General features: G+C 67.6%; 23 protein-coding genes. 15 read left to right on the top strand and 8 right to left on the bottom strand.

Annotated features, from left to right (window positions below):
• The first annotated feature begins 39 nt into the window (after positions 1 to 39).
• The 3 genes from AB6806_RS11530 (at position 40) to AB6806_RS11520 (ending at position 2,922) form a co-directional block, all read left to right on the top strand.
• On the top strand, positions 40 to 1,074 hold the full coding sequence (locus tag AB6806_RS11530; RefSeq protein WP_112763648.1) for an aspartate-semialdehyde dehydrogenase: 1,035 nt from the start codon (positions 40 to 42) through the stop codon (positions 1,072 to 1,074).
• Positions 1,075 to 1,369: 295 nt separating this feature from the next.
• Entirely contained in the window at positions 1,370 to 2,326 is a 957-nt protein-coding gene (locus tag AB6806_RS11525; protein ID WP_370954634.1) for a DMT family transporter, read from the top strand.
• 95 nt (positions 2,327 to 2,421) lie between these two features.
• Positions 2,422 to 2,922 (top strand): hypothetical protein, encoded by a 501-nt coding sequence (locus AB6806_RS11520; RefSeq protein ID WP_038363530.1) that lies wholly within the window; start codon positions 2,422 to 2,424, stop codon positions 2,920 to 2,922.
• Here the strand turns inward: AB6806_RS11520 and AB6806_RS11515 are convergent.
• A complete protein-coding gene (locus AB6806_RS11515) occupies positions 2,915 to 3,616 on the bottom strand; it encodes a TetR/AcrR family transcriptional regulator (RefSeq protein WP_142022125.1) in 702 nt (233 codons plus the stop codon). The two genes, AB6806_RS11520 and AB6806_RS11515, sit on opposite strands and share 8 nt — an antisense overlap.
• Before the next feature lie 150 nt (positions 3,617 to 3,766).
• Between AB6806_RS11515 and AB6806_RS11510 the strand changes: the two genes are divergently transcribed.
• The 6 genes from AB6806_RS11510 to bfr all read left to right on the top strand — a co-directional run bounded on the left by AB6806_RS11510 (position 3,767) and on the right by bfr (position 8,786).
• Positions 3,767 to 4,954: an HlyD family secretion protein gene (locus tag AB6806_RS11510; protein ID WP_142022124.1), complete on the top strand. Its 1,188-nt coding sequence runs from the start codon at positions 3,767 to 3,769 to the stop codon at positions 4,952 to 4,954.
• Positions 4,955 to 4,972: 18 nt separating this feature from the next.
• Positions 4,973 to 6,559, top strand: a complete 1,587-nt coding sequence (locus tag AB6806_RS11505) for a DHA2 family efflux MFS transporter permease subunit (protein ID WP_133560647.1) — start codon at positions 4,973 to 4,975, stop codon at positions 6,557 to 6,559.
• A gap of 43 nt (positions 6,560 to 6,602) precedes the next feature.
• The gene (locus AB6806_RS11500) at positions 6,603 to 7,178 is read left to right on the top strand and encodes a YbhB/YbcL family Raf kinase inhibitor-like protein (protein ID WP_112763643.1); all 576 of its coding nucleotides are present in this window, start codon (positions 6,603 to 6,605) and stop codon (positions 7,176 to 7,178) included.
• A gap of 168 nt (positions 7,179 to 7,346) precedes the next feature.
• Positions 7,347 to 7,880, top strand: coding sequence for an iron response transcriptional regulator IrrA (irrA, locus tag AB6806_RS11495; protein WP_051988175.1), 534 nt, complete (start codon positions 7,347 to 7,349; stop codon positions 7,878 to 7,880).
• Positions 7,877 to 8,167, top strand: coding sequence for a (2Fe-2S)-binding protein (locus tag AB6806_RS11490; RefSeq protein ID WP_038363536.1), 291 nt, complete (start codon positions 7,877 to 7,879; stop codon positions 8,165 to 8,167). The genes irrA and AB6806_RS11490 overlap by 4 nt, the downstream gene beginning before the upstream one ends.
• A gap of 124 nt (positions 8,168 to 8,291) precedes the next feature.
• Complete coding sequence (bfr, locus tag AB6806_RS11485) at positions 8,292 to 8,786, top strand: bacterioferritin (protein ID WP_038363539.1); 495 nt, start codon at positions 8,292 to 8,294, stop codon at positions 8,784 to 8,786.
• 196 nt (positions 8,787 to 8,982) lie between these two features.
• On the opposite strand, the gene AB6806_RS11480 is transcribed toward bfr, so the two are convergent.
• Complete coding sequence (locus tag AB6806_RS11480; RefSeq protein ID WP_038363542.1) at positions 8,983 to 9,618, bottom strand: cold-shock protein; 636 nt, start codon at positions 9,616 to 9,618, stop codon at positions 8,983 to 8,985.
• Positions 9,619 to 9,996: 378 nt separating this feature from the next.
• Here AB6806_RS11480 and AB6806_RS11475 point away from each other — a divergent pair, with 378 nt between their 5' ends.
• Entirely contained in the window at positions 9,997 to 10,611 is a 615-nt protein-coding gene (locus tag AB6806_RS11475) for a GNAT family N-acetyltransferase (protein WP_051988081.1), read from the top strand.
• A gap of 12 nt (positions 10,612 to 10,623) precedes the next feature.
• Here AB6806_RS11475 and AB6806_RS11470 read toward each other — a convergent pair whose 3' ends face one another.
• Complete coding sequence (locus tag AB6806_RS11470; protein ID WP_142022123.1) at positions 10,624 to 11,310, bottom strand: AprI/Inh family metalloprotease inhibitor; 687 nt, start codon at positions 11,308 to 11,310, stop codon at positions 10,624 to 10,626.
• 173 nt (positions 11,311 to 11,483) lie between these two features.
• Between AB6806_RS11470 and AB6806_RS11465 the strand changes: the two genes are divergently transcribed.
• A complete protein-coding gene (locus tag AB6806_RS11465; RefSeq protein WP_113253641.1) occupies positions 11,484 to 11,867 on the top strand; it encodes a RidA family protein in 384 nt (127 codons plus the stop codon).
• A gap of 19 nt (positions 11,868 to 11,886) precedes the next feature.
• Here the strand turns inward: AB6806_RS11465 and acs are convergent, their stop codons facing one another.
• From acs to tsaD, 5 genes are all read right to left on the bottom strand, one after another.
• Complete coding sequence (acs, locus tag AB6806_RS11460) at positions 11,887 to 13,839, bottom strand: acetate--CoA ligase (RefSeq protein ID WP_038363550.1); 1,953 nt, start codon at positions 13,837 to 13,839, stop codon at positions 11,887 to 11,889.
• A gap of 182 nt (positions 13,840 to 14,021) precedes the next feature.
• Positions 14,022 to 14,432, bottom strand: a complete 411-nt coding sequence (locus tag AB6806_RS11455; protein WP_142022122.1) for an EVE domain-containing protein — start codon at positions 14,430 to 14,432, stop codon at positions 14,022 to 14,024.
• Complete coding sequence (locus AB6806_RS11450) at positions 14,432 to 14,758, bottom strand: hypothetical protein (RefSeq protein WP_038363555.1); 327 nt, start codon at positions 14,756 to 14,758, stop codon at positions 14,432 to 14,434. The genes AB6806_RS11455 and AB6806_RS11450 overlap by 1 nt, the downstream gene beginning before the upstream one ends.
• An 11-nt stretch (positions 14,759 to 14,769) precedes the next feature.
• Positions 14,770 to 15,765 (bottom strand): NAD(P)H-dependent glycerol-3-phosphate dehydrogenase, encoded by a 996-nt coding sequence (locus AB6806_RS11445; RefSeq protein WP_142022121.1) that lies wholly within the window; start codon positions 15,763 to 15,765, stop codon positions 14,770 to 14,772.
• The gene (gene tsaD / locus AB6806_RS11440) at positions 15,762 to 16,817 is read right to left on the bottom strand and encodes a tRNA (adenosine(37)-N6)-threonylcarbamoyltransferase complex transferase subunit TsaD (RefSeq protein WP_112763635.1); all 1,056 of its coding nucleotides are present in this window, start codon (positions 16,815 to 16,817) and stop codon (positions 15,762 to 15,764) included. The genes AB6806_RS11445 and tsaD overlap by 4 nt, the downstream gene beginning before the upstream one ends.
• A gap of 373 nt (positions 16,818 to 17,190) precedes the next feature.
• On the opposite strand from tsaD, the gene AB6806_RS11435 reads away from it, so the two are divergent.
• The 4 genes from AB6806_RS11435 to rpoH all read left to right on the top strand — a co-directional run bounded on the left by AB6806_RS11435 (position 17,191) and on the right by rpoH (position 23,192).
• Complete coding sequence (locus tag AB6806_RS11435) at positions 17,191 to 19,050, top strand: uroporphyrinogen-III synthase (protein WP_370954633.1); 1,860 nt, start codon at positions 17,191 to 17,193, stop codon at positions 19,048 to 19,050.
• A gap of 18 nt (positions 19,051 to 19,068) precedes the next feature.
• Positions 19,069 to 20,760 (top strand): heme biosynthesis protein HemY, encoded by a 1,692-nt coding sequence (locus AB6806_RS11430; RefSeq protein ID WP_133560630.1) that lies wholly within the window; start codon positions 19,069 to 19,071, stop codon positions 20,758 to 20,760.
• Positions 20,761 to 21,033: 273 nt separating this feature from the next.
• A complete protein-coding gene (locus tag AB6806_RS11425; RefSeq protein WP_038363561.1) occupies positions 21,034 to 22,077 on the top strand; it encodes an RluA family pseudouridine synthase in 1,044 nt (347 codons plus the stop codon).
• Positions 22,078 to 22,295: 218 nt separating this feature from the next.
• Positions 22,296 to 23,192 (top strand): RNA polymerase sigma factor RpoH, encoded by an 897-nt coding sequence (gene rpoH / locus AB6806_RS11420; RefSeq protein WP_038363562.1) that lies wholly within the window; start codon positions 22,296 to 22,298, stop codon positions 23,190 to 23,192.
• Positions 23,193 to 23,206 lie beyond the last annotated feature (14 nt).

Here is a 23,206-nt window from a genome sequence, read left to right as displayed (position 1 = left end):
GGGAGATCCGAACCGATCTATCCGCAAAGGATCATATCAATGAGCTTCAAGGTCGCAGTGGTCGGGGCTACCGGCAATGTGGGCCGCGAGATGCTGGACATCCTGGCCGAGCGCGCTTTTCCCGTCGGCGAGGTGGTGGCGCTGGCCTCATCCCGCTCCATCGGCACCGAGGTCTCCTTCGGCGACAAGACGCTGAAGTGCCGGGCGCTGGAGCATTACGACTTCTCCGACACGGATATCTGCCTGATGTCGGCCGGCGGCGACGTTTCCAAGGAATGGTCGCCGAAGATCGGTGCGCAGGGCGCGGTGGTGATCGACAACTCCTCCGCCTGGCGCATGCATCCGGATGTGCCGCTGATCGTGCCGGAAGTGAACGCCGCCGCAGCAGCCGGCTTCACCAAGATGAACATCATCGCGAACCCGAACTGCTCGACCGCGCAACTCGTCGTGGCGCTGAAGCCGCTGCATGACAAGTTCGGCGTCAAGCGCGTGGTCGTCTCGACCTACCAGTCGGTGTCCGGGGCCGGCAAGGAGGGCATGGACGAGCTCTTCAACCAGACCCGCGCGGTGTTCTCGGCCGGCGAGGTCCTCACCAAGAAGTTCCCCAAGCGCATCTCCTTCAACCTCATCCCGCAGATCGACGTCTTCATGGAGGACGGCTTCACCAAGGAAGAGTGGAAGATGATGGTCGAGACCAAGAAGATCCTCGACCCGAAGATCAAGCTGACCGCGACCTGCGTGCGCGTGCCGGTCTTCATCGGCCATTCCGAGAGCGTCAACATCGAATGCGAGAAGCCGGTCACCGTCGACGAGGCGCGCGAGGTGCTGCGCACGGCGCCGGGCATCCTCGTCATCGACAAGCACGAGCCCGGCGGCTACATCACCCCGCATGAGGCGGCCGGCGAGGATGCGACCTATATCTCGCGCATCCGCGAGGATGCGACCGTCGAGAACGGCCTCGCCTTCTGGTGCGTCTCCGACAATCTGCGCAAGGGCGCGGCGCTGAACGCGATCCAGATCGCCGAGGTGCTGGTCAACCGCAAGCTGATCCAGCCGCGCAAGCAGGCGGCCTGACCGGCGCGGCCGCGTTCTTCGGGTGGTTTCCAAGGCGGGCTTCGGCCCGCCTTTTTGCTGCCAATCGTCATTCCGGGCGACCGAAGGGAGACCCGGAATCCATCGTAGAGCACGGAACTTTACGATGGATTCCGGATCGGTGCCGCTTCGCGGCTTGTCCGGAATGACGGTGATGTCGCTGCCGATCGAGGACCGGCGTCTGAAACCGACACTGCATAAGGCGCCTGTGATCTTTGCGCAGCGACGCGGCTCTCAAATCGATTAGACTATGGTTCCCCTCGCGATTTTCCGCCCTGTGCCCAGCCCCATTCCGCCCGGACCTGCTTCCGAAACCGCGCATCCGACCTCAGCCGGATCGCTGCGGCACGACAATGCCCTGCTCGGCATCGGCATCATGCTGCTGGCGACGGTCTTCCTGTCGGCCGGCGATGCGGCCTCGAAATATCTCGCGGCGAGCGTGCCGGCGCTGCATATCGTCTGGCTGCGTTACGCCACCTCGGCGCTCATCTTGCTCGCGATCATCGGCTTCCAGCGCGGCAAGATCTCGTTGCGGACGCGCCGGCCGGGCCTGCAATTGCTGCGCGGGATCGGGCTGATCGGCTCGTCGATCTTCTTCGTCTCGTCCCTGAAATACCTCAAGATCGCCGATGCGACGGCAACCAGCTTCGTCGCGCCGCTCTTCGTCACCGCCCTATCGATCCCGCTGCTCGGCGAAAGCGTCGGCTGGCGGCGCTGGCTCGCCACGATCGTCGGGTTGATCGGCGTGCTGATCGTGGTCAGGCCGGGCGGCAGCGGCTTCCAGCTCGCCTCGCTGCTGCCGGTGGTCTCGTCGCTGAGCTGGGCGTTTGCCCTCATCGTGACGAGGATGATGAGCGGAACCGAGAATCCGATCGCGACGATCACCTATTCGACCGTGTTCGGTGCGATCGTCTCGAGCCTGCTGCTCCCGGTGCACTGGGTCGAGCCGAATTGGACGATCGCGCTGGTCGGCCTCTTTATCGGCGCCGTCTCGACGGCGGGGCACTGGCTGGTGATCGTCGCCTTCCGCTATGCGGCGGCCTCGCTGCTCGCACCCTTCTCCTATATCCAGCTCTTCTGGGCCGCGCTCTTCGGCTTCCTGTTGTTCGCGGCGTTGCCGGACCTGTGGACCTGGGTTGGGGCTGCTGTCATCGCGGGCTCGGGCCTCTACACCGCCCATCGCGAGCGGATTCGGGCGCGGCAGGTCACGGCTGGTAACCAAGGCTCGCGATAGGGCGGCCGCTCCGCCTTTGGAGGAATGGCATTGCGGCCGAGTTGCTGTAGGGTGACGTTACGCCAACCGGCGCCCTTTTTTGCCAGGATCCCCCTATGCCGATGCATCTCGCACGCGCGGTTCTCGCCGCGAGCCTCCTCCTGCTGCCGGGGCTTGCGAGCGCCAAGACCTATTCGATCCCCGATCCCAATCCCGTCGCGGTCATCACGATGCCGGACGATTGGGAATCCACAGAGATCGACAAGGGTGTCGAATCGACGTCCGACGACGAGGCGGTCTACGTCTCGGTCGAGGTGACGGAGCTGAAGGACGCCGCACAGGCCATCGCCGAAGCGGTCACCTGGCTGAAGAGCAAGGGCGTCGTCGTCGATCCCGCGACGCAAGAGAAGAAGCCGTTCTCCAACAATGGCATGGAAGGCGTCCAGGTGCAGTGGACCGGCAAGGACGAAGACGGTCCCACCCATGTCAGCCTGACCCTGCTGCAGGTCACCGAGACCAAGGGCCTCGTCGTGACCTACTGGGCCTCTCCCGAAGGCGAGAAGGAGAACCTCAAGGAGCTCGCCTCGATCATCGACAGCCTGAAGGGCCTCAAATAGAGCGTAACGGCCGGCGCGCGGCAGGCTGTGCGCTGGCCGCGCGGGCGTAACGCGCCATGAACATCGTGACCGCCTCACTGACGATGCGGTGCACCTCCTCGTCGCTCGGGGGCGTCTGGATGGCGTTGAACAGACGCGGCCGCGTCAGGGTCGACTGGCAGAGATCAAGGAACTGCATCGCGGCAAGTTGGGTATCCTCGATGTCGAGCTTGCCCTCGCCGACCATGCGGTCGAGATATCGCGCGATCATGTTCGCGCCCGTTAGGGGACCGTTCTCGTAGAATTCCCGACCGAGATCCGGCATCCGCTCGGCGACGCCGATAACGATGCGATGGGCGCTGACCGCGAATTCCTGGTTGATCATGCGCACGAGGCATTGGCCGAAATTCTGCAGCGCGCGCGCCGGCTCTGGATCCTCGTTCAGGGCCGCGATGGCGCCACGCTTCTGGGCCTCGCGCTCGCGCTCGATCAGCGCGACGAAGAGATGTTCCTTGTCCTCGAAATAGACATAGAGCGTGCCCTTCGAGACATTGGCGGCGATGGCGATGTCGCTCATGCTGGCGGCGTCGAAGCCACGGGCCGTGAAGACCTGATAGGCGCCGTCGAGAATCTGGCGCCGCTTCTCGGGGTCGGTCCCGGCAACGCGTCGATTGCGCCGGTCCACCTTAACCTCCGGCTTGGAGTTCTCTGCCATGCTTCTCCGCCGGGCGGTCCGGCCATGCAATGCTGCTTTGCAAAAATAATCGAACCAATCAGTTCGATTTCACTTGATATGCATCATCACTGGCGCTATTTCAACCGCAATCGAACCAATCGGTTCGAATTGTTCTCATCAGGATAGCTCATGTCCGCCGAGATCACAGAACAGCGCCGGGACCGCCTCAAGCTGGTCGACCCGGCCCTGGAGACGGCACAGCCCACCGAGGCGCGCCAGCCCGTCGAAACCGCACCGGCCGCTCCTGTCGAGGCCGCGCAGCCGGCTTCGAAGCGCAATACCGTCCGCCGCGCCGGGCTGATCCTGCTCGCCGGCGTCGTACTCGGTGCCGGCCTCTGGTACGGCATCGACTGGTGGCGCAACGGCCGCTTCATCGTCTCCACCGACGACGCCTATGTCGGCGCGGAGATGGCGACGGTGTCGGCCAAGCTCTCGGCCAATGTCGCCAAGGTTTCGGTGCTGCAGAACCAGGAAGTGAAGGCCGGGCAGTCGCTCGTCACGCTCGATGACGGCGACCAGCGCATCGCGCTCGCCGCCGCGCAGGCGAAGACGGCGACCGCGCAGGCCACGCTCGGGCGCATCGACAGCCAGATCGAGGCCGGCCGCGCCAGCCTGCTGCAGGCCAAGGCGCAGCAGAACTCGGCCCAGGCCGGCGTGACCCGCACGGCGGCCGATTTCGATCGCGCCAAGAGCCTCGCGGCCAAGTCCTATGGCTCGCAGGCGACGCTCGATGCCGCGACGGCGGCGCGCGACCAGGCCCAGGCGGCGCTGGTCAGCGCCAATGCCGGCGTCACCGCCGCGGAAGCGAACATCAAGGTGCTGGAGGCGCAGCGCGTCGAGGCCGCAAGGCAGATCGACGAGCTCAAGGTGGCCGAGGACAAGGCCGCCCGCGACCTGACCTTCATGAAGATCGACGCGCCGATCGACGGCCTCGTCGCCAACACCAATGTCCAGCTCGGCGACCTCGTCGGCGCCGGCAAGCGGCTGATGTCGATCGTCCCGCTCGATCAGGTCTATGTCGACGCCAACTTCAAGGAGACCCAGATCGGTCCGCTGAAGATCGGCGACAAGGCGAGCGTCACGGTCGATGCGCTGCCGGGGCAGGTCTTCCACGGCACGGTCAGCGGCATCGCCGGCGGCACGGGCTCGGTCTTCACGCTGCTGCCGCCCGACAACGCGACCGGCAATTTCACCAAGGTCGTCCAGCGCGTGCCGGTGCGCATCGCGCTCGACCGGGAATCGACGGGCAAGCATGTGCTGCGCCCCGGCATGTCGGTCATCGTGTCCATCGATCCGCGTCCCGCCGGCCAGCGCTGACGCTGCAAGGAGGCCGTCATGGCCACCGCGACCCTGAACGCGCCGGCGGGTGCCCCGCCGGCCTCGGACGCCATCCCGCTACGCCGGATCTTCGCCTTCATCGCGATGGTCTTCGGCATGTTCATGGCGATCCTGGACATCCAGATCGTCTCGGCCTCGCTGGCGGAGATCCAGGCCGGACTCTCGGCGTCCTCGGATGAGATCGCCTGGGTGCAGACGGCCTATCTGATCGCGGAAGTGATCATGATCCCGCTCTCGGGCTATCTCAGCCGCGCCCTGTCGACGCGGGTGTTCTTCTCCATCGCGGCCGCCGGCTTCACGATCTCCAGCGTGCTCTGCGCCCAGGCCTCCTCGATCAACGAGATGATCCTGTGGCGCGCCGTGCAGGGCTTCATCGGCGGCGGCATGATCCCCGGCGTCTTCGCGGCCGCCTTCACGATCTTCCCGCCCTCCAAGCGGCCGATCGTCTCGCCGATCATCGGCCTCGTGGCGACGCTGGCGCCGACCATCGGGCCGACCGTCGGCGGCTATCTCAGCCATGCCTTCTCCTGGCACTGGCTGTTCCTCGTCAATGTCGTCCCCGGCATCGCCGTCACCATCGCGGCCTGGACGCTGATCGACTTCGACAAGCCGGATCGCGGCCTGCTGAAGCGCTTCGACTGGCTGGGCCTCGCCGGCATGGCCGCCTTCCTCGGCAGCCTCGAATATGTGCTCGAGGAAGGCACGCGGCTCGACTGGTTCGAGAGCCACGAGATCGTCTTCTTCTCGGTGGTCATGGTCTTCGGCGCGGTGCTGTTCTTCTGGCGTGCGCTGACGCGCGACGATCCCCTGGTCGATCTCTATGCCTTCCGGAACCGCAACTTCGCCTTCGGCTCGCTGTTCTCCTTCTGCATGGGCATCGGCCTTTACGGGCTGACCTATCTCTACCCGGTCTATCTCGGGCGCATCCGCGGCTATGACGCGCTGATGATCGGCGAAACCATGTTCGTCACGGGACTGGCCATGTTCCTGACGGCGCCGATCGCCGGCCGGCTCTCGGCCAAGCTCGATCCGCGCATCATGATGATCATCGGGTTCAGCGCCTTCGCCCTCGGAACCTGGATCGTTTCGCACATCACCGCGGATTGGGACTTCTACGAGCTGCTGCTGCCGCAGATCCTGCGCGGCTGCGGGCTGATGCTGTGCATGGTGCCGATCAACAACGTCGCGCTCGGCACCTTGCCGCCGCAGCAGCTCAAGAACGCCTCCGGGCTCTACAACCTGACCCGCAATCTCGGCGGCGCGGTCGGGCTCGCCGTCATCAACACCATGCTGAACACGCGCACCGACGTGCACATCACCCGGCTGCACGAATGGGTCGCGGCCGGGCGGCAGGTCGCCGAAGAGGCACTGGCGAACACGGCGCAGCGCTTCGGCGACTTCGGCGATGCCGCCAATACGATGGCTCTGGCCCTGCTCAACCAGCGTGCCCACAAGCAGGCGCTGATCATGGCGTTCGGCGACGTCTTCCTCGGGCTGACGGCGATCTTCGCCTGCCTCGTGGTGTTGTCGCTGTTCCTCAGCAAGCCGAAACCGGCACCGACCGGCGCGGGCGGCGGGCACTGAGCCTGCGATCCCGCCCGCTGGACCTCCTGGAATCGTTTCCGTCATGATCCCCAGTTTCGAACGCGTCTTCGGCCGCCTGCTGCGGCCTATCCGGGGCCATGACGCGGACCTGCTTTGCAACGATCCGCGCCTTGCCGTCGCGGCCGGGACGATGCAGCTGACCAGCCCGGCCTTTGCCGAGGGCGGCGATATCCCGAGCCGATATGCCGGGCGCGGGGTCGGCGAGAATGTGTCGCCGCCGCTGGCCTGGAGCGGCGTCCCGGCCGAGACGGTGGAACTCGTCCTCGTCATGCAGGATCCGGACGCACCGCTGCCGCGGCCGGTGACGCATCTCGTCGCGACGGACATCGCCGTCGACAGCGAAGGCGTGGAGGAGGGCATGCTCCGGCCCGAGACGAATCCGCAGATCGCCTTCCTGCCGGGTTCGCTCGGCCGCATCGGCTATGAGGGGCCGCGGCCGATCCGCGGCCATGGCCCGCACCGCTATGTCTTCCAGCTCTTCGCCCTGGCACGAGTCCTGCCCGCTCTCGATGACGTGATGCTTCCCGAGCTGGCATCGGGGATGGCGGGATGGGTGCTGGCGCGCGCGGTTCTGACCGGAATTTTCGAGCTCATCTAGGCGGATTGCAGCCGCGGATGGCGGTGGACGGAGCGGTGCTGCAGCGGAATGTCGCAAACCGCGCGATTGACATTGCGATGCCGGCAAGGCAAATATGGCAGTAATATCAGTAGTTTAGATGTTTTCTAAACTGCGAGGCCGCAAGGCCCCATGGTGGAAGGCGTTTCGATGAGCGTTCTGGTGAGCAAGGATCGGGAGCAGGCTGTCGCGGCGGAGCATATCCCGTGGCCGCAGAAAAGCCCGGCCTCCTGCCCGATCAGCGCGGTGAAGGCGCGCCTGCGTATGGCGGGTCTTCGCCCGACGCGGCAGCGCATGGCGTTGGGCTGGCTGCTCTTCGCCAAGGGCGACCGCCATGTCAGCGCCGAGATGCTCTATGAGGAGGCGATCCGCGCCCGCGAGCCGCTGTCCCTCGCCACGGTCTACAACACGCTGCGCCAGTTCTCGGAAGCCGGGCTGCTGCGCCAGGTTTCGGTGTCCGGCCCCAAGACCTTCTTCGACACCAATGTCTCGGAGCACCACCACTTCTACAACGAGGACGACGAGACGGTCACCGACATCCCCGGCTCGACGATCCATGTCTCGGGCCTGCCGGATGCGCCGGAGGGCATGATGATCGCCTCGGTCGAGGTCATCGTCCGGCTGCGCAGCGCGGATGGCGAAGAGGTCACGACGACGAAGCGGGTGGCGGGCCATCACGCGTGATCGTCTGTTCCTGCAACGTCATTTCGTGCCGGCAGATCAAGGGCACCGTCGGCGCTGACGGCAGCGGGCCGCGGACGGCCGGCGAGGCGTATGACTGCCTCGGTTGCAGCCCCGATTGCGGGCGTTGCGCGCGCGCGGTCCGTGCGATCCTGGCCGAGGCCCATGCCGCATGCGCGACGCAGTGCGGCAGTTGCGCCAGCCGCGAGATCGCGTGCGCCGTCCATGTCAGCGTGGGCCGCATGCTGGACGGCATCGCGCCGTCAGAGGATGTCTCGCAGGCCGCGTAAGCGACGCGCTGCCGGGATCGGGCGGCGTTGGATGATTGCAGCCGCCTTCGTTTTCCCTCTTTCCTTCCCGGATGCACCTCTCTACATTAGTATCATTCTAATGTAGATTGCGAGGAGCGACGCCATGAAGGGCGACAAGAAGGTCATCGAATATCTCAACAAGGGGCTGCGCTCGGAGCTCACCGCGATCAACCAGTACTGGCTGCATTACCGGATGCTCGACAATTGGGGGCTGAAGGAGATGGCCAAGACCTGGAAGAAGGAGTCGATCGAGGAAATGGTCCATGCCGACCGCTTCGTCGACCGCATCCTCTTCCTCGAGGGCTTCCCGAACCTCCAGACGCTCGACCAGCTCCGCATCGGCGAGACCGTCACCGAGGTCATCGAATGCGACCTCAAGGCCGAGATCGAGGCGCGGACGCTCTATCAGGAAGCGGCCAAATATTGCCGCGAGGTCGGCGATTTCCCGTCCGAGGATCTGTTCAAGGCCCTGATGAAGGATGAGGAAGGCCATATCGACTTCCTCGAGACGCAGCTCGACCTGATCAGCCGCATCGGCCTGGAACTCTACACCCAGAAGCATATCGGCGGCCTCGAAGGCGACGATCACGCGCATTGATCGAGGTGCTGCCTGCGTGGCACGCCGTCATGCTTGGGCTTGATCCGAGCATCTCAGGAACGAAAAGCGTTCGATCCTGCACGAGATTCTCGGGTCGCCGCCATGCGGCGCCCGAGAATGACGAGCCCGGTTGATCATGATCCAACAAAAAAGGCCCGCCATTGGCGGGCCTTCGTCTTTTGCGGCAGAAGCCGTCTCAGATGAAGCTGATGTTCGCGGCCTCCGGCCCCTTCCGGCCGGCACGGATCGAGAAGCGCACGCGCTGGCCGTCCATCGGCGGCTGCAGGCCGCTGCGGCTCAGCGAGGAGACATGCAGGAAGACGTCCGGGCCGCCCTTATCGGGAGCGATGAAGCCGAAACCGCGATCCGAGTTGAAGAATTTCACGGCGCCGTCATAGGGGCCTTCGACCGGTCCGCTGTCGCGATCCTGGAAACCGCCACCGCCATTGCGGTCCTGAAAGCCGCCGCCGCGGGGACCGCGGTCCTGGTAGCCGCCACCGAAATCGTCGCGCGGCGGACGCGCGCCGAAGCCACCGCCGCGCGGCGCGGGCGCCGCCGTCTGGGTCGCCGTCGACGGGTCGATCTCGTGGACTGCAACCACCTGCAGCCCCCGGCGGCCTTCACCGAGGTCGGCGACGATGGTTGCGCCGGGGAGCAGATCCTGCTGGTCCAGCGGGCCGATCGCCGAGATGTGCAGGAAAACGTCGGCAGAACCATCGGCCGGCGAGGCGAAACCGAACCCCTTCTCAGGGTCGAACCATTTGACTTTGGCTTCGATATTTTCGTGCGTGACGAAAGGCTGGGCAGCAGGAGGCTTGCGACGATCGAACATGGGGCTTCAGATATGAGTGACCGGGAGCACACAACTTAGCTCATGCCGGGCGCGCCGTCATCGGGGTCAGTGTGAAATTATCGCACGACAATTTCGGGGGTTATAGTGCTTTTTTTCGCGGCATCCCCAAGCTGATGAGGCCGCTTGCTATGCATCAAGGGCATGGGTTTTCGGCATTTTCGCCTGTTTCTTCGGCGGTTACGGCGAAAATGCCGCAGGTCTGCCTCTTGCAATCGCCGCATTCAGACGCGATCTGAGGCCGCGGATGCAATAACAAGTCGATAGATCACCGTCGCCGCGTCCTGTCGGATGCGCGACGCTTCAGGGAAGAACGCCTCCTGTTCGATCGCGCCTCAGGGCGCTGTTCGGGAGATGATAATGGCTCGATCAACACAAGCTCGCGGCAAGGCCGGCCGCGGGGAAATTCGCCGGCTCTGGCTGGCAGAACGCGATCTCTTCAGGGAGCATCTGCTCAGGCTCGATCCGCTGACGCGCCAGCAGCGCTTCGGCACGGCCGTGAACGATGCCTTCCTCGAGAATTATGCCACGACGACCTTTGGGGTCGGCGGGCTGGTCTATGCCTATGTCGAGGACGGGGTGGTCCGCGGCGCGGCCGAGTTGCGCGGTCTCGACGACATCGTCGCGCAGACAGGTGAGGCCGCCTTCAGCGTGGAGACGGGCTGGCGTCGTGCCGGTATCGGCGGCCAGCTGTTCTCGCGGCTGATCACGGCGGCCCGCAATCGCGGGATCAGGACGCTCTACATGACCTGCCTGCCGGAGAACGCGGCGATGAGGCGGCTCGCGCAGAAGTTCGAGGCCGATCTGGCCGGCGGCTACGCCGATATCGAGGGCGTGATCGCGACCGGCGGTCCGACACCCTTCACCATCCTGGACGAAGCCTTCGACAATGCGAAGGGCTTCGCGACGCTTGCCCTGTCGCTCCAGAAGACCTTCTGGCCGACGCGGATCCTGGCTCGCGCCTTCGGCGCCTGACGAGCGCTGCCCTCAGCGGTTGAGCGAGAGGGCGGCGCCCGATTTCGTCACGGCGCCGTCTAGCGCGTTGCCGCCCGAGGCGCGCAGCCGCGCCGCGACCGTGCCGCCTTGCTGGTAGAGATAGACCTCGCCGTCGCGATAGTCCCAGGCGGTGATCTTCTGCAGATCGCGATTGGCGCAGCCCGACGAGCTGGCGCGGTAGAGATCGAGGGTCGGCGAGCTCGAAAGCTGGACGCGGCAGGTGCCGCCGGTGGCCTCGCGCGCGGTCCAGCTCCCGATCACGTTGTCACGCGTCGCGGCCGGGCGGGCCGGGGCGGAGGGCGCCGGACCGAGGCCCGCAACCTGGTTGTTGCCGGGAGCGACCGGCGCGGGCGCCGGCTGGCCGGCGGGCGGCAGGCCCTGGCCCTGTGGCGTTCCGGCATTGGGATCGAAGAACGGATCCTGCGGCGGCGGCAGACCGGCGCCCGCCCCCGGCGGCGGGGCAGCGGCGGTCGGATAGCCGCCGGGCGGCGGCAGCGGCTCGGAGGTGATGGGGGCCGAGGTGACCGGCGGCGCGGAGGGCAGGGCCGGCTGATTGTAGGAAGGCGGATTCATCACCGGTCCGGAGAAGCGCTGGGAGCCGGCACAGGCCGTCAGGGCGAGGAGCGGGAGGAGTGCGGTCGCCTTCAGCGCCGGGATGGCGGTTTTCGTCGTCGTCATGCGGCGCGGTTCCGATTCCGATCAATCTTACGTGGCGTCAATATCATAGAGGCATAATGAACGCGGCATGAGCATGGTTTAGCTCAGCCGGGCCCGCTTGCGAACCCGCGAAGTCCGATCTGGTTCCGCTGTCACGCCAAAGGCATAGTGCGGCCTTCCCGGAAGGACCCGTCATGACGCCGCTCACACCTGCCAGCATCGCTGCTCCCTTCGCCCGCTACAGCCACGGCATGGAAGTGCCGGCGGGCTGGCGCCTCGTCGTCTGCTCGGGGCAACTCGGCGTCGCGGCGGATGGGAGCGTGCCCGAGGATGCGCGCGCGCAGGCCGATCTCTGCTTCGCCAACATCGCCGCGATCCTCGCCGAGGCGCGGATGACGCTCGCCGATATCGTGCGGATCAATGCCTATGTCACCGACCGCGCCCATATGAAGGGCTATATGGATTCGCGCGACGCCCATGCCGGCGCGCCGCCGCCGGCCTCGACCCTGATGATCGTCTCGGGCTTCACCCGGCCGGAGTTCAAGGTCGAGATCGAGGTGATCGCGGCCGCGCCCTGAGACGCGACCGCGCTGCGGTTCAGCCCGCCTTGCGCTTGTTCTGGCGATTGGCGACGAGGTCGTCGACCACGGCGGGGTCGGCCAGCGTCGAGGTGTCGCCGAGCGCGCCATGCTCGTCCTCGGCGATCTTGCGCAGGATGCGGCGCATGATCTTGCCGGAGCGGGTCTTGGGCAGGCCCGGCGCGAACTGGATCAGGTCCGGCGAGGCGATCGGGCCGATCTCCTTACGGACATGGGCGACGAGGTCCTTGCGCAGATCCTCGGACGGCTTCTCGCCCGCCATCAGCGTGACATAGGCGTAGATGCCCTGGCCCTTGATGTCGTGCGGGTAGCCGACGACCGCCGCCTCCGAGACGGCGGGGTGCGCGACCAGCGCCGATTCGACTTCCGCCGTGCCCATGCGGTGGCCGGAGACGTTGATGACGTCGTCGACGCGGCCGGTGATCCAGTAATAGCCGTCGGCGTCGCGCCGGCAGCCGTCGCCGGTGAAGTACTTGTTCGGATAGGTCGCGAAATAAGTCTCCTCGAAGCGCTTATGGTCGCCATAGACCGTGCGCATCTGGCCGGGCCAGCTTTCGGCGATGACGAGATTGCCCTCGCAGGCGCCGGTCAGCACCTTGCCTTCGGCGTCGACGATCTGGGGCTCGACGCCGAAGAAGGGCCGCGTCGCCGAGCCGGGCTTGAGGGCGGTGGCGCCGGGCAGCGGCGTGATCAGGATGCCGCCGGTCTCGGTCTGCCACCAGGTATCGACGATCGGGCAGCGGCGCTCGCCGACGACGCGATGGTACCATTCCCAGGCCTCGGGATTGATCGGCTCGCCGACCGAGCCGAGCAGGCGCAGCGACTTGCGCTTGGTCTTCTTCACCGGCTCCTCGCCGGCGCCCATCAGCGAGCGGATCGCGGTCGGGGCGGTGTAGAAGGTGTTGACCTTGTGCTTGTCGATGACCTCCCAGAAGCGCGAGATCGTCGGATAGGTCGGGATGCCCTCGAACATCAGCGTCGTCGCGCCGTTGGCGAGCGGCCCGTAGAGGATGTAGCTGTGGCCCGTCACCCAGCCGACATCGGCGGTGCACCAGTAAATGTCGCCGTCATGGTAGTCGAAGACGTACTGATGGGTGATCGAGGTGTAGACGAGATAGCCGGCGGTGGTGTGGAGCACGCCCTTCGGCTTGCCGGTCGAGCCCGAGGTGTAGAGAATGAAGAGAGGGTCCTCCGCCTTCATTTCGACCGGCGGGCAATGGGTCGAGACCTTCTCCGCCTCCTCGTGATACCAGACGTCGCGGCCTTCCTTCATGGTGACATGGCCGCCGGTGCGCTTGACGACGATGACGGTGCCGATGCCACCCTTCACCTTGTCGTCGGCGGCGTCGACATTCTTCTTGAGCGGCACGGCGCGGCCGCCGCGCAGGCCTTCGTCGGCGGTGATGACGACCTTGGAATCGGCATCCTCGATGCGGTTCGAGAGGGAATCCGGCGAGAAGCCGCCGAAGACCACCGAATGGACGGCGCCGATGCGCGCGCAGGCGAGCATCGCATAGGCCGCCTCCGGGATCATCGGCAGGTAGATGGTGACGCGGTCGCCCTTCTTGACGCCATGCGCCTTCAGCACGTTGGCGAATTTGCAGACTTCGGCGTGGAGCTGGCCGTAGCTGATCTTCTTCGATTCGGAGGGGTCGTCGCCTTCCCAGATGATCGCGGTCTGTTTGGCGCGCGTGGCAAGGTGCCGATCGACGCAGTTATAGGCGACGTTGGTGGTGCCGTCCTCGTACCATTTGATCGAGACCTTGCCCGGCTTGTAGCTGACGTTGCGGACCTTGCTGAACGGCTTGAACCAGTCGATCCGCTTGCCCTGCTCGGCCCAGAACTTGTCGGGATCCTTGACCGATGCCGCGTACATTTTCTTGTACTTAGCGTCGTTGGCCCAGGCCTTCTTCGCCCAGGCGGCGGGCACGTCGTAGATGATCTCGGTCATTGGCAGGCATCTCCCCGGACAGGGTTCTTTGTCGCGTTCCCGTGTCCGCCTGCCGGCGGGCGCGGTCCCGCTTCGTTTGAATTGGGCGCATCATAGGGTGCGTGTGCGGCGCGGCAAGCGCTTCGCGCTCGCACTTTCGTGTCACAGACTTTCGGCGATGTCGGCCTTGGGTCCGGATCGGTTCAGAGCCCGCCCATCTTGCAGACGAGGTCCCATTCCTCATCCGTCACCGGCTGGACCGAGAGGCGGAAGGAGGTGACGAGCGACATCTTGGCGAGCTTCGGCTCTTCCTTGACGGCGGCGAGCGTCACCGGCCTGGGCAGCGGCTTCACCGCCTTGAAGTCGACCAGCACCCAGGGCGGGCCGGCGGCCTCCCAGGGGTAGGCCTCGCGGATGACCTCGACGATGCCGACCACCTCGAGGCCTTCGTTGGAGTGGTAGAAGAAGACCTGCTCGCCCTTCTTCATGGCCATCAGGTTGAGCTTGGCGGTGTGGTTCTTCACCCCGTCCCAATGCGTGCCCTTGGCGCCGGCCTTGACCTGGTCGTCCCAGGACCAGACCGAGGGTTCGGATTTGATCAGCCAGTGAGCCATCAGGCCTCGTCCTCCTTCAACGGCACGGGCGGCTTGGAGGCCGCTTCGCCCTGTTCGTTCCAGAACCGCACCATCTCGCGCGTCAGCGCGGCGTAATCCTTCGGGTCGAGCTCGACCCGGACCTCGCCCTCGCCGAAAGGCAGGATCAGCACGAAGCGATGCGTGCCCTCGGCCTTTCGCCGGCGATGCTGGATGACGGGCGTGGCGATGCGGCCGGCCAACGGCACCGGGCCGCTTTCGGCGACGAGCTCGGAGCCGGTCGTCTTCCTGACCTCCGCGATGCCGCGCGCGATGCGCTTGCCGAGATCGTTGAGCTCTCCCGCCATGGCTTCCTCCGTCATTCCGCCCTGAGCGGCCGGGCGAGCAGCGCCGCCACGGCTTCACGCACGCCGATCCTGCCCGCGATGACCGCCGCGACGGCCTCGGCGATCGGCATCTCCTTGCCCTCCCGCCGCGCCATCTCGGCAAGGACGGGGGCGGTGAAGGCGCCTTCCGCGAGCTTGCCGCCGGCGGCTTCAGCCGGGCTCCTGCCCTGGCCCAGCGCCAGACCATAGGCGAAATTGCGCGATTGCGGCGAGGCGCAGCTCAGCACCACGTCGCCCAATCCCGAAAGGCCCATCAGCGTCTCGGGATCGGCGCCATGCGCCTCGCCGAAGCGGCGCAGTTCGGCGAAACCGCGCGCCACCAGCGCGGCGCGGGCGCTCTCGCCGAAGCCGAGCCCGATGGCGATGCCGGCGGCGATGGCGAGCACGTTCTTGGCCGCGCCGCCGATCTCGACGCCGCGCGGATCGCCCGAATGATAGATGCGGAAAGCGGGCGAGCTCAGCGCCTCGGCGAGGCTGCGCGCCAGCGCGGGATCGGCAGCGGCGAGCGTCACCGCGGTCGGCAGGCCGTGCCCGATATCGGTGGCGAAGCTCGGGCCGGAGAGGATGGCGGTCGGGGCTTGCGGCCAGCTTCCGGCGATGATCTCGGTCGGGAACAGCCCGCTCGCCTGCTCGATGCCCTTGGCGGCCGAGATCACCGGCGCGCCGGCGGGCAATGCGGTTGCCATCGCGGTGCAGGCCGCGCGCAGGTTCTGGGTCGGCACGGCGACGACCAGCGCGTCGCAGGAAGCGAGATCGGCCAGCGTCGAAGTGGCGCGGATTGCTTCGGGCAGATCGATGCCGGGCAGGCGTGGGGCCTGCCGCGTCGCGCGAATCGCCTCGACCGTCGCGGTGTCGCGCGCCCAGAGGAGTACCTCGCGGCCGGCGCGATGGGCGGCGAGCGCCAGCGCGGCGCCATAGGAGCCGGCGCCGACGACGCCGACCGTCGCGAAGCCCGGATTCTGACTCATGCGGCGGTCGCGGGCTTGGCCGCGAGTTCGTCGAGCGGCCAGCGCGGACGGGCGACGGCCGACATGTCGTCGACGAGGCCGAGCCGCAGCCGCTCCAGCCCGGCCCATGCGATCATCGCGCCATTGTCGCCGCACAGCGCCAGCGGCGGGGCGACCATCGGCAGGCCGGCCTCGGTGGCCAGCCGCGTCAGCCCGCTGCGGATTGCCTGGTTGGCCGCGACGCCGCCGGCGACGACCAGCGTCGTGGGCGTGATGCCGGCCTCGCGGCAGGCGCGCAGGCCGGCGCGGGTCCGGTCGACCATGACGTCGACGATCGCGGCCTGGAAGGAGGCACAGAGATCGGCGACGTCGTTGTCGGAGAGCGGCGCGATGCGTTCGGCGACGAGGCGCACGGCCGTCTTGAGGCCGGAGAGCGAGAAATCCGGCGTCGGCCGGCCCTGCAGCGGGCGCGGGAAGTCGAAGCGTTCGGGGTCGCCCTTCGCCGCCTCGCGCTCGACCGAGGGGCCACCGGGATAGGGCAGGGCGAGCATCTTGGCGATCTTGTCGAAGGCCTCGCCGACCGCGTCGTCGATGGTGCCGCCGAGCTTGAGGTAGTCGCCGACGCCGCGCACCGCGAGGAGCTGGGTGTGGCCGCCGGAGACGAGCAGCAGCAGATAGGGAAAGGCGAGATCGTCGGTGAGGCGTGCCGTCAGCGCATGGGCCTCGAGATGGTTGACGGCGATGAAGGGCTTGCCCGTCGCGAGCGCGATCGCCTTGCCGGCGGTGAGGCCGACCATGACGCCGCCGACGAGGCCGGGACCGGCGGCGGCGGCGACGGCGTCGATGTCGCCGGGCTTGAGGTCGGCATGGGCGAAGGCGCGCGCGATGATGCGGTCGATCGCCTCGACATGGGCGCGCGCCGCGATCTCCGGCACGACGCCGCCATAGGCGGCATGCGCCGCGATCTGGCTCAGCACCTCGTTGGACAGGATCCTGCTCTCGCCCGAACGCTCGATGGAGACGATCGCCGCTGCCGTTTCGTCGCAGGTCGTCTCTATCCCTAGAACACGCATGATCGGTCGACTTGTCCCGCGGAATGGAGGATCAGGTGATGAAGCTTCGCGGCTGGCGGTGGCCCGCCGGCAATTCCTTCGTATAGTGCGTGCCATGGCCCAAGGCCAAGGGCAATGCAGCGGGCGCCGTCAGCGGCTCCGTGGCGCCGGAAAGAAAAAGGAGAGGGAATGGCCGGCATCATCGTTCCGCCTCAATACGCCCTGATCGCGTTGGCCGATGCCGTTTGCGGTTCGGCCTGTGACCGGTGGTTGCCTCGCTAGAGCGCCGCGCGTCCTGCCGGACGCGATGACGGTGATCTATGTATTTGTTATCGCATGGGATTGTTCCGGAAGCTGGATTCCGCGTTTCGATCCGATGCCATAGGAGCAGCGAATGCGCGTCTTCGTCTTCCGACCCCGCCCCGATGCCGACCGGACGGCGCAGGCGATCGCCGCCCATGGCTTCGAGCCGCTGGTCGCGCCGCTGTTCGAGGTGGTCAGGCTACCGGGGGAGGCACCGGCCGGCGATTTCGCGGCCATCGTCCTGACCAGCGGCAATGCCGTTCCCGTGCTCGTCGAGGGACCCGAGGGCTGGCGCGACCTGCCGGTGTTCACCGTCGGCGCTCGCACGGCGGCGAAGGTCCGTGAGGCCGGCCTCGACGACGCCCGCAGCGCCGATGGCGACCGCAACGACCTGATCGAGCTGATCACGCGGACGGTGCCGGCGCCGGCGCGGCTGCTGCTGATCCTCGGCCGCGACCGCAAGGAGGACGTGCCACAGCGGCTGAAGGACGCAGGCTACGACATCACGCTCTGGGAGGCTTATGCCGCCGAGCCGGTCTCGGTATTGCCGGAGGACACGCAGGCCGCGCTGCGGCACGGCCGGGCCGACGCCGCCCTGCATTATTCGGCGCGCGGGGCGCGGACTTTCCTGAGCCTCGCGCAAGCGGCCGGCGTCGGCGCGGAAGCGCTCGAGCTCACCCATGTCGCGCTCTCGGCCGATGTCGCCTCGCCCTTGATCTCGGCCGGCGCCAGCACGGTGCTCGTCGCCGAGCACCCCGAGGAGGCCGCGATGCTGGCGGCGCTGGAGGAGGTTTCCCGGCGGCAGAAGCCGGGCGGGTCGGCGCAGGCGGAGCCGCGCGGCAGCCTGAAGCGCACGCCGCCGACGATCGATCTCAAGGCACAGTCGGACGCCGATATGGCCGGGAAGGCCGAGGCCGTTGCAGGAGCGTCCGCGCCCGAGGCCGTGGCGCCCACCGAGGCGCTGCCGCAGGAATTCTCGCCGCCGCCACCTGAACCGCCGCGGGCCGCGGCCGCAGCGCCGGTTGCGAAGCCGGCGACGCCCTGGCCGGCTCTGGCGATTGCCGGCGTCCTCGGCGGCGTTCTCGGCGCGGGGCTGATGCTCTACGCACTGCGGGCGAGCAGCCCGGCCGTCACGCCCGAACAGCTCGCCGATCTGAGCGGGCGGGTCGACGGGCTTCAGGCCTCCGTCACCGCCGCCGACCGCAAGGCCGGCACCGCCGGGGATGCAGCGGCGAAGGCAGGCTCGGAACTGCAAGCGCTTTCGGGCAGGATCGGCTCGCTTGCCAAGGCGCCAGCGGCCGATACGGGCGCCCTCACGGAGCAACTCCAGCGCACCGAGGCGGCGCTCGCCGCCACAAGCGAGCGGTTCGACAAGCTCACCGGGCGGGTCTCCGCCATCGAGACGCAGGCGAAGGCCGCTCCCACTGCGAATACGGAGGGGATGGCGGCGGCGCGAATCGTGCTGGCCGAGCGGGTCCAGCGGGCTCTGGCGGCCGGGCGCCCCTTCGGGAGCGACGTCGCCGCCCTGGTCAAGGCCGGCGTCCCGCAGGCCGATGTCGCCGCTCTCTCCGCCGTCGCGACAGCGGGCGCGGCGACGCGGGAGGCGCTGCTGGCGGGCTTCCGCACGCATGGCGCGATGTTCCAGCGCGAGGTCACGCCGCAATCGGATAGCTGGACGGACAAGCTGATCGGCTTGACGAGCCGCATTGTCACGGTCCGTCCGGTCGGCGACAACAGCTCGAATGATCCCGCCACGCTGCCGCTGCGGCTGGAGAGCGCGGTTGCGGCCGGCGACATGCCGAAGGCGGCGGCGCTCTGGGGCCAGTTGCCCGAGCCGGCGCGTCGCGCCAGCGCGGAATTCGGCGCCGATCTGCAAAAGCGGGCGGCGGCGGATGCAGCCATCGCCAAAATCGCGCAGGATGCGGTCGCAGCGCTTGGCGCCGCCGGCTGACGGAGGATAGAGAGGTCCATGGTTCGCGTTCTCGTCTACCTCGCCGTCTTCGCCTGCCTTGCCTTCGGCGCGGTATGGCTCGCCGATCGGCCAGGCGAAATCTCGGTGATCTGGCAGGGCTACCGCATCGACACCAGCGTCGCGATCGGCGCCATCGGCGTCGTCCTGCTCGCCTTCCTGGTGCTGCTGGCCTGGGCCATCATCCGCTTCGTCTTCGGCCTGCCTTCCGCCTTCAGCCTCTCCTCGCGGGCGCGGCGCCGGGCACGCGGCTTCGAGGCCGTTTCGCGCGGCATGGTCGCGATCGGCGCGGGCGACCCCGTCGCGGCCGGACGTTATACCGGCGAGGCGCGCCGCTTCGTGCCGAACGAGCCGCTGACCTTGCTGCTGGAGGCGCAGACGGCGCAACTCACGGGCAATCGCGCTCACGCAGAGGCCGCCTTCAAGGCGATGCTGGACCGCTCGGAGACGCGCGTGCTCGGCCTGCGCGGGCTCTTCGTCGAGGCCAAGCGCCGCGGCGACATGGCGGCGGCGCGCGCCTTCGCCGACGATGCCGTGCGCCGCTCGCCCTCGCTCGCCTGGGCGAACGATGCGCTGCTCGATTTCCACACCAATGCCGGCGACTGGCAGGCGGCACGCACCGCCGTCGAGCGGCGCGCAGCCTTGCGTCTCGCAGACAAGGCGGAGGCGCGCCGGCAGCGCGCCGTGCTGCTTGCGGCCGAAGCGCTCGAAGCCCGCGACAAGGAGCCGGAGCGGGCGCTCGCCGCGGCGCTGGAAGCGGTGAAGCTCGCGCCGGCGCTGACCCCGGCGGCGGCGCTTGCCGGCCGGATGCTGGCCGAGCGTGGCGATGTGCGCAAGGCGTCGAAGCTGCTGGAGGCGGCCTGGCGCGAGGCGCCGCATCCCGATGTCGCGGCGGCCTATCTCGATGTCCGTCTCGGCGACAGCGCGCTCGACCGGCTGAACCGGGCGATGACGCTGTCGAAGCTTCGCCCGGCCGACCCGGAAAGCGTGCTGGTGCTGGCCGGCGCGGCCATTCAGGCGCGCGAGTTCCAGAAGGCGCGCGACACGCTGAAGCCTCTGCTCGCGGGTGGGGCCTCGGTGCGGGCCTGCCTGCTGATGGCGGAGCTGGAGGAGGCCGAACATGGCGCCGCCGGCAGGGTGCGCGAGTGGCTGGGGCGGGCAACGCGCGCACCGCATGACGCGGCTTGGGTGGCGGACGGGCTCGTCTCTGATCACTGGATGCCGGTCTCGCCGATCACCGGGCGGCTCGACGCCTTCGTCTGGACGGTGCCACCAGCGACGCTCGGCAGCCCGCCGCAGGCGCTGGACGACGTGCTCGCGGATCTCGACGATTCGACCAAGCTGATCGAGGTGAAGCCGGAGAGCGTCACCGTCGTCGAGCCGGCTGCGGTCGTGGTGTCCGCACCGCCGAAGGAGGAGCCGAAGCCCGCTCCTGCGGTTCCGGTCGAGGCCAAGGTCGAGATCAAGAGCGAGCCGGCTGCGAAGCCGGAGCCGGAAGCACAGCCCGCTCCGGTGCCGAAGCCTGCCGGGGCGACCAATTCCACGGCCTCCGCGGCCCATGGCGCTGTGGCCCGTGAAGCGGTGCCGCCGAAGCCGGTGATCTTCCCCGTTCCGCACGCGCCCGACGATCCCGGGCCGGATGAGGAGCCGCCGGGCGAACCGAAGAAGAGCGGTTTCCGCCTGTTCGGCTGAGCGGGGCCTTCCCTTCTCCCCTTGCGGGAGAAGGTGGCAGCGCGCAGCGCTGACGGATGAGGGGTCGGGCGACCTTTCAAAAGGAGAGGTTTGGAAAGCGCTGACGATTCGAGGCTGAGCGACCCCTCACCCCAACCCTCTCCCGCGAGGTGGCAGGTTGCGATTCGCTCGTGCCTCGCCTTCCTGAGACGATACCGGGTCAAGCCCCAGCATGACGATGGGTGTTCGCGGAAAAGGCGTGCGGCCGGCCGTCATGCACCTTATAGCGACGGCATGGATTGTGATCAGGACGGCCAGAGCGGCCAGGACAACGGCATGGTGACCCTGCAGGTCGGGGCGGAGCAGGCGGGCCTCAGGCTCGACAAGGCGCTCGCCATGCTTGCCGGCGAGATTTCGCGGGCGCGGCTGCAGCAGGTGATCAAGGAAGGCGGGGTCGGCCTCAACGGCACCCCCGTCAGCGATGGCAGCCGCAAGGTGGCCGAAGGCGACGCCATCACGCTGGTGATGCCGGAGGCGAAGCCGCCGGATCCGGTCGGGCAGGACATCCCGCTCGACGTCGTCTACGAGGACGAGCACCTGATCGTGATCGACAAGCCGGCCGGGCTCGTCGTGCATCCTGCGGGGGGCCATGAGGACGGCACGCTCGTCAACGCGCTGATCGCCCATTGCGGCGAGAGCCTTTCCGGCATCGGCGGGGTCAGGCGGCCGGGCATCGTCCACCGGCTCGACAAGGATACGAGCGGCCTGCTCGTCGTCGCCAAGAACGACCGCGCGCATCAGAAGCTCGCGAAGCAGTTCGCCGACCATGGCCGCACCGGTCCGCTGCAGCGCGCCTATCTCGCCATGGTCTGGGGCACGCCGCGCCTGCGCGAGGGTACGATCGACGCCCCGCTCGAGCGCTCCAACCGCAATCGCGAAAAAATGGCGGTGGTGAAGGAGGGGCGCGGCCGCGAGGCGATCACGCATATCCGCCTGATCGAGCGCTATCCGCCGCTTCTGAAGGGGCTCGACGAGACCGAGCCGCTGGCGAGCCTGATCGAATGCCGGCTCGAAACCGGGCGCACGCATCAGATTCGCGTGCATATGAGTCATATCGGCCATCCGCTTCTGGGCGATCAGCTCTACGGCTCCGGTTTCGCGACCAAGGCGGTGCGCTTGCCGGAGGAGGCGCGCGAGGCGCTGGCGGCGCTCGGGCGGCAGGCGCTGCATGCGGCGGTGCTCGGTTTTGCGCATCCGGCGACGGGCGAGGAGATGCTGTTCGAATCCGACCCGCCCGAGGATTTTGCGAAACTGCAAACAGCGCTCGCGAGGCTGTGAGCCAATCGGGCGTTCCTGCCACCTTTCCGCCAGAGTGAGTTCGCATATACTGGGGTTGTCGGATGCGGATGGCCAAGGGGGCGCCGCACGCAATCGATCCCGCCGAACTCCCGACCGGTTTCTGCGTTGGATCAATTCGCATTGTCCGAAACCTGCGCGAAGGTTGATCGCGCGGTGGGCCCGCCGCACAGCGGGGGCCTCGACGAGGAGACACGCGCATGGCGAGTGCTTCGCTGCCTGTCCTGTCCGCCGAGGGTGGACTCTCACGTTATCTCGATGAAATCCGCAAGTTCCCGATGCTGGAACCGAGCGAGGAATACATGCTGGCCAAGCGCTGGCGCGAGCATGGCGACCGCGACGCGGCGCATAAGCTCGTCACCTCGCATTTGCGCCTCGTCGCCAAGATCGCCATGGGCTATCGCGGCTACGGCCTGCCGATCGGCGAAGTCGTGTCCGAGGGCAATGTCGGCCTGATGCAGGCGGTCAAGCGCTTCGAGCCCGAGAAGGGCTTCAGGCTCGCGACCTATGCGATGTGGTGGATCAAGGCCTCGATCCAGGAATACATCCTGCGCTCCTGGTCGCTGGTGAAGATGGGCACCACGGCCAATCAGAAGAAGCTGTTCTTCAACCTGCGCAAGGCCAAGAGCAAGATCGCGGCGCTGGGCGAGGGCGATCTGCGCCCCGACCAGGTCAAGCAGATCGCGACCAAGCTCGGCGTCAACGAGCAGGACGTGGTCGAGATGAACCGCCGCCTCGGCGGCGACGCCTCGCTCAACACCCCGCTGCGCGAGGATGGCGAAGGCGAATGGCAGGACTGGCTGGTCGACGATTCCGAGAGCCAGGAGCGCCGCCTCGCCGATTCGGAGGAGGCCAGCAACCGCCATACGGCGCTGCACGAGGCGCTGGAGGTGCTGAATCCGCGCGAGCGGCGCATCTTCGAGGCGCGCCGCCTCGCCGAGGATCCGATCACGCTGGAGGAGCTCTCCGAGGAGTTCGGGGTGTCGCGCGAGCGCGTCCGCCAGATCGAGGTCCGTGCCTTCGAGAAGGTGCAGGACGCGGTGAAGAAGGCGATCACCCGCATCGAGGCGCCGCGCGCGGCGCTGCCGGCGGCGTGACCGCGATCATCGAC

The sequence above is a fragment of the Allobosea sp. RCC_152_1 genome (assembly GCF_041360765.1).
GTDB lineage: Bacteria > Pseudomonadota > Alphaproteobacteria > Rhizobiales > Beijerinckiaceae > Allobosea > Allobosea spartocytisi.
The sequence above is the reverse complement of the archived record's forward strand: the minus strand, read 5'-3'. Positions and strand labels throughout refer to the sequence as shown.